Source organism: Kineococcus glutinatus (genome assembly GCF_039542765.1).
Classification (GTDB): Bacteria; Actinomycetota; Actinomycetes; order Actinomycetales; family Kineococcaceae; genus Kineococcus_A; species Kineococcus_A glutinatus.
In genome coordinates, this window is the sequence record NZ_BAABIL010000247.1 from 1 (window position 1) to 5,521 (window position 5,521).

The following is a 5,521-nucleotide window of genomic DNA, read 5'->3' on the forward strand; positions in this document are numbered from 1 at the left end:
CGGGCGGGCCCACCGGCCGGCCGCCGCGGCGGCGCTGCGCCGCGCCGCGGACGCGGTCCGGGCGGCCCGCACGAACCCCTCCCCGGCGGCGCGCCCAGCGGTCGTCGAACCCCGCCGGGGAGTGTCGATGCGCGGGGTGGGTGCCCGCACCGCGGTCCGCTGAACCCGGCCGAGCGCCGGGTTCGGCGGACCGGAACCTCACCACCAGCCGGGTGCGGGGGACACCGGCGCGCCGGGGGCGCCCGGCGAAGCCAGGGACAGGCCGGTCCAGAACCCCACCCACGAACCGGCCCAGGACGCCACCCACCACACGTCGGCACCTCCTCCCGGACCCGGCGCGGCCGCTCAGGCCGCGGGGTACCGGTCGGCGGCGGGGACCGCCGCACCGTTGTCGGGCATGAGCGCCCACAGCAGGGGGTAGACGACGACCTGGCTGCCGGGGACGACGACGAGGGTCGTGACGAAGAGGGCGCGCACCGCCCAGGGGTCCATGCCGAAGCGCTGCGCCACGCCGGCGCAGACACCGCCGAGGAGGCGGCCGTCCTGCGGGCGGACGAGTCCCTGGCGGGCGAAGTTGGCGTGGATGGCGTTCACGGTCGGGCTCCTCGATCTCGGGGATCCACCGGTCGGCGGATCCGATGTGTCCACGGTGCCCGCCGCGCACCCCGCGGGGCATCGGGGAGCGACCCTGAGCGATCCCTGAGCCGCCCCCCAGACCGGCGGGGGACGGCGGGGCCCGGTCCCCGGGTGCGCCCGGGTGGGTCCGGAGCGGTCCCGAGCGGTTCCGCGCGGCGGGCACGGGTGCGACGATGCCCGCGCGATCCCCCGGACGGGGGTCCGCACGTTCAGCGCCGGACGAGCGGCGCCGATGCGGGAGGAGTGAGCGCCATCAGCCCCGTCGAGCCGTCCGGGCGCCTGCTCCCGGCGCCGGTGCGCCCGCCGCGGACCGCGGGGCAGGCCCGGCTGGCCGCCGAGCTGGTCACCGCCGCCACCGAGCGGGCGCTGTCCCTGGAGGACCTGCTCACCCTCGTCCACGCCCGCCTGGCCCCCCTGGGGCTGCGCTCGGTGGCGGTCAGCACCGACGGGGGCGGGCGCCCCGCCCTCGTCGCCGGCGCCGGTGCACCGCCGGCCGGTGCGCCGGTCCTGGACGTCCCGCTGCGGTCGGCCGGGCGGCGCGTCGGCGTGATGCACCTGACCGCCGACGTCCCCGCCCGGCTGGACCCCGAGGTCGTCGCGGCGGTCGCGCACCACGCGGCGGTGGCCCTGCAGGGCTGCGTCCTGGAGGAGGAGCGGCGCCACCTCGACCACAGCACGCGGGCGCTCGGGCGCCTGTTCGAGGAAGGTGCGCGCGCGGCCGGGGTCGAGGTCGCCGGGCGGGTGCTGGCGGGCGTGACCGCGGAGGCGTTCCGGACGGAGCGGGCCGCCGTCTACCTCGTCGGTCCCGACGGGGTGATCTGCGGTGTCATCGGGGTGGGCCTGCCGCCGGAGGTGGGCGACGCCCTCACCGACCGGCTGGTGGGGCGCAGCGCGTGGGGTTCACCGGCCTGGTCCCGCATGGCGCGCGACGAGGCGCCGCAGCTCGTCGACGACGTGGCGGCCGTCCCGCTGCGGCCGGGGGGCTTCGTGCAGACCCTCGGGCTGCGCTCGTACGTCTCGATCCCGCTGCGCTCGGCGACCGGGGTCCTCGGCGCGGCCGTGTGCGGGGAGGTCAGCCGCACCCGCGCCTGGACGGCGCGGGAGACCGACCTCGCCCACCGGCTGGCGCTGCAGGGCGCGCTCGTCGTCGACTCCGCCCGGCTGCGGCAGGCGGAGCGCCAACACCTGCAGGAGCTGGAGCACCGCGCCTTCCACGACGCCCTCACCGGCCTGCCCAACCGCGCCGCCCTGCTGTCCCGGCTGGCCCGGGCGCTCGGGGGCGCGCGGCCGGTGGCGCTGCTGCTCATCGACCTGAACGGCTTCAAGCAGGTCAACGACACCCTGGGGCACCACGGCGGCGACCTGCTGCTCCAGCAGGTCGCCGGGCGGCTGCGGGCCCTCGCGCCGGACGGCGGCACCGTCGCCCGCCTCGGCGGTGACGAGCTGGCCGTCCTGCTCGCCGGGGGAGGGGACGCGGAGGAGCTCGCCCGGCGCGTCGACGCGGAGCTGCGCGCCCCCTTCGACCTGGAGGGCCACCCCGTCCTGATCAGCGCCGCGGTCGGCGTGGCGCGCGCCCCCGAGCACGCCGCCGACGTCACCGGCCTGCTGCGCGCCGCGGACGAGGCGATGTACCGGTCCAAGCGCGGTGGCGGTGGCCCGCAGGTCGCGGCGCTCCCCCCGACCCGCTGACGGTCCCCCTGCGGGGACCGGGTGGCGGCGGGGTCAGAACAGCATCCCCGGCGCGGCGTCCGGCAGCCGGCCGGTCGCGGAGGCCAGCAGGTTCGCGCAGCGCCGGCAGCGTTCGCGGGCCGCCTCGGCGACCGGGTCGTGGCGCAGGTCGACGTCGACCCGCGCCCCGCACAGCGCGGTGCCCGGGACCGCTGCCGCGCCGCCGTCCACCCGGCCGGGCAGGGCGTGCAGCAACCGGCCGCCGTGGGAGCGCCGCCACACGACGTCCACGACCCGAGGGTGCCACCGCGGCGGCGCCGGTGCCGGGTGGCGCGGGCACCGCGGCGGGCGCGGGGTTCAGCCGGCCGCGGGCAGGATCTCCAGGTGGGCACCGGGCACCGCGCGGTACACCTCGTTGCCCAGCTCCAGGTCCTGCCCGCGGTAGAGGCAGTCACCCGCCTCGGTGCTGACCTCGCAGATCACGCAGCCGGCCAGCGCCGCGGCGTCCGGACCGCGCCCTCCGCTCGTGCCGGACGCTCGCTCGGGGGTGCTGTCGAGGGGGTGCATCACGCGCTCTCCGATCCAACGGCGTCGTCGCCTCCCCCCAGCATGCCCCGACACCCGCCGGAGCTCTCGCCGGGGAGGGACGCGTCGGCCGAACGGGTGGCAGCGCGGTGTCCCCGCGCCTACCGGGCCCGGTGCCCGGACCCGGCGGCGACGGGGACCCCCGCGGGGAGCTGCACGGTCCGGCGGCTCCCGCGACCCAGCGCCGCCAGCAGGGAGCGCGACGTGCGCCGGGCCAGCGCCATGCACGACACCATCGGGTTCACCCCGCTGGAGGTGGGGAAGGCGCTGGTGTCGCCGATCCAGACCCCCGCGGTGTCGTGCAGCTCCCCCGTGGGGCCGGCGACGCTGGTCGCGGGGTCGGTGCCCGCGCACGCCCCGCCCATCTGGTGCGCGCTGAACGCCCCGATGCCGCCGGCGCCGACGGGCACGGCCCGCGCCGCGGCGACGAACGCCTCGAGGTCCTCCCCGCGCCGCCACGGCCGGAGCTCCTGGCAGAGGACGTGGACCTCCTCCGCGCCGGCGGCCTCGTGCAGGCGGACGACCGCCTCGAGCGCGTCGGCGAGGTGCCGCCGGTCCAGCTCGTCGTCGAACGGGTAGCCGTGCACGGCCTGCCCGTCGGCCCCCACGGTCACCGACCCGCACCCGCGGTCCTGCACGATGCCCACGAACCAGCAGGTGCGCCCCAGCCGGCTCACCAGCTCCTTGTGCTGGCGCGCGTCGTGCCAGCGGGCCGAGGCGGCCAGCATCGCGAAGCCGTGGTGGATGCCCTCGACGAGGAAGCCGAACCCGTCGTCCCGGTCGGCGAACTCGTCGACGATCAGCGACTGCGGCGGCCCCCACCACGTCCGCTGCGGCTGCGCGTACACCCCACCCGCCCCGGTCGCCGGGTGCAGCCGCAGCCCGCGGCCGACGGCGGGGCCGCCGATCCCCGAGCGCAGCAGGAGCGCCGGCGTCTCCAGCGCCCCGCAGGCCACGACGACGTGCTCCGCCCGCACGGTGACCGACGCGGAGGCGCCGGTCGCGGGGTCGGTGTACCGGGCGAGGACGCCGACCGCCCGGCCGTCCTCGACGAGGACCCGCTCCGCGTCGGTGCGCACCAGGATCCGGGCGCCCGCGCCGGCCGCCTCCCGCAGCCACGTCTCGAGCGTGCCCTGCTTGGCGCCGCTGCGGTCCCCGAAACCCGCGAACCCGGCCACCTCGGGGGAGTAGCGGTCGGGCCGCAGGTTCAGCGCGGCGGTGCGCACGTGCCAGCCGAGCCGGTCCGCGCCCTCCGCGAGCCGGCGGTGCGGGTCGTTGAGGTCGCTGCACGCCGTGCTCGCGGAGATCTTCGCGAGCACCGCGTCGACGTCCTCGTCGAACTCCGGCCCGTCGAGGCCGCCCAGCCCGAACTCCCGCGCCCACCGCCGCCGCACGTCCGCTCGCGGCCGGACGCTGTTCGACCAGTTCACCGTGCTGCCCCCGCCCAGCGTCGAGCCGGCGACGAGCGTGACGTTGCCGTCCGCGGTCGGGAAGTACCCGCCGCGCAGGTACAGGTCCTGGTTCGCCTGCAGCTCGTGCTGGGTGAAGTCGGGCCGGTCGAAGTTCCCGCCGCGCTCCAGGACGACGACGTCCACCCCGGCGCACGCCAGTTCCCCGGCGACGACCCCGCCGCCGCTGCCGGACCCCACGACGACGACGTCGGCCTCCAGCACGGTGTCCCCGGCGGGCACCAGCGGCACGATCGGCGTGAAGCCGTCCAGGGGTTCCTGCGGCGCCGGCGGGGGACCGGGGTAGCCCCAGGTGCGCCAGGACGGGTTGGTGCCCGTCGCCGGGTCGGGCGCGCCGTAGGCGAGGGCGAGCACCGCCTGGCGCAGCGCGTCGAGCCCGGCGCCGGCCTCCGGGGCGGAACCGGCGACCGCGCGCAGCAGGGCCTCGCGCGCCGGTTGCGGCTGGTCGGCCAGTCCGGCCCCCGCCAGGGCCTCGAGCAGCTGCAGCAGCCCGGTGAGCCCCGGTTCGGGCACGGTGGCGGGCAGGATCAGCTCGAGCGCCTCGGGTACCCCGAGGTCGCTGCCCCGGCGCGCCCAGAAACCGTCGGGGTCCTCGCCGCCGGGTGCGGGCACGGCGGCGACGTAGGTGTCGGCGAGCGCGCGCAGCGCCGCCCGGTGGACGTCGGTGAACTCGGGCACGGCACGTCCTCGGCGCTGGTGGGCCCGGGAGCTCCTCGAGCCCGTGGTGGCGGCTGGCGGTGCGGCGACCGCCGCGTCCCCGCCGCGGACCGGTCGGCCGGCCCCGGCGGTCGTCCTCGAGCGGCGGGGCAGGAGGGGCGTGCCCTCCGCGGTGGTGCGGTGTCGGACGGGCACGAGCTTGGCACAGCGCCCGGGCGCACCACCAGGTTCCGCGGGAACCCGTCAACCCGGGCCCCGCGCGCCGCCGGGGTTGCGCCCGCAGCGGAACCCCTGGTCGCCGGCCGCGCCGGTGAGCAGGATCGCGGCATGAGGCTGCTCGTGCTCGGCGGCACCCGCTTCGTCGGCCGCGCGGTGGTGGCCGCCGCCCTGGAGCGCGGCTGGGACGTCACCGCGCTGCACCGCGGGACGACGGGCGCGCTGCCGGCGCGGGTGCGGGCCCTGCACGCCGACCGCACGGATCGCGCCGCCCTGGCCGCCGCGGTCGG

At 78.8% G+C, this 5,521-nt stretch carries 6 protein-coding genes; 2 read left to right on the plus strand and 4 right to left on the minus strand.

Features of this window, described 5'->3' with window-relative positions; all coding sequences use genetic code 11:
* Positions 1-345: 345 nt before the first annotated feature.
* Positions 346-594, minus strand: a complete 249-nt coding sequence (locus ABEB16_RS10240) for a PspC domain-containing protein (RefSeq protein WP_345712150.1) — start codon at positions 592-594, stop codon at positions 346-348.
* Positions 595-879: 285 nt separating this feature from the next.
* Here ABEB16_RS10240 and ABEB16_RS10245 point away from each other — a divergent pair, with 285 nt between their 5' ends.
* Entirely contained in the window at positions 880-2,325 is a 1,446-nt protein-coding gene (locus tag ABEB16_RS10245; protein WP_345712151.1) for a diguanylate cyclase domain-containing protein, read from the plus strand.
* 33 nt (positions 2,326-2,358) lie between these two features.
* Here the strand turns inward: ABEB16_RS10245 and ABEB16_RS10250 are convergent, their stop codons facing one another.
* From ABEB16_RS10250 to ABEB16_RS10260, 3 genes are all read right to left on the minus strand, one after another.
* Positions 2,359-2,595, minus strand: a complete 237-nt coding sequence (locus ABEB16_RS10250; protein WP_345712152.1) for a hypothetical protein — start codon at positions 2,593-2,595, stop codon at positions 2,359-2,361.
* 66 nt (positions 2,596-2,661) lie between these two features.
* A complete protein-coding gene (locus tag ABEB16_RS10255) occupies positions 2,662-2,874 on the minus strand; it encodes a hypothetical protein (RefSeq protein WP_345712153.1) in 213 nt (70 codons plus the stop codon).
* A gap of 116 nt (positions 2,875-2,990) precedes the next feature.
* A complete protein-coding gene (locus tag ABEB16_RS10260; RefSeq protein WP_345712154.1) occupies positions 2,991-5,036 on the minus strand; it encodes a GMC family oxidoreductase N-terminal domain-containing protein in 2,046 nt (681 codons plus the stop codon).
* Between the two features lie 306 nt (positions 5,037-5,342).
* On the opposite strand from ABEB16_RS10260, the gene ABEB16_RS10265 reads away from it, so the two are divergent.
* A partial coding sequence (locus ABEB16_RS10265) for an NAD-dependent epimerase/dehydratase family protein (protein WP_345712155.1) occupies positions 5,343-5,521 on the plus strand: 179 nt, incomplete at its 3' end.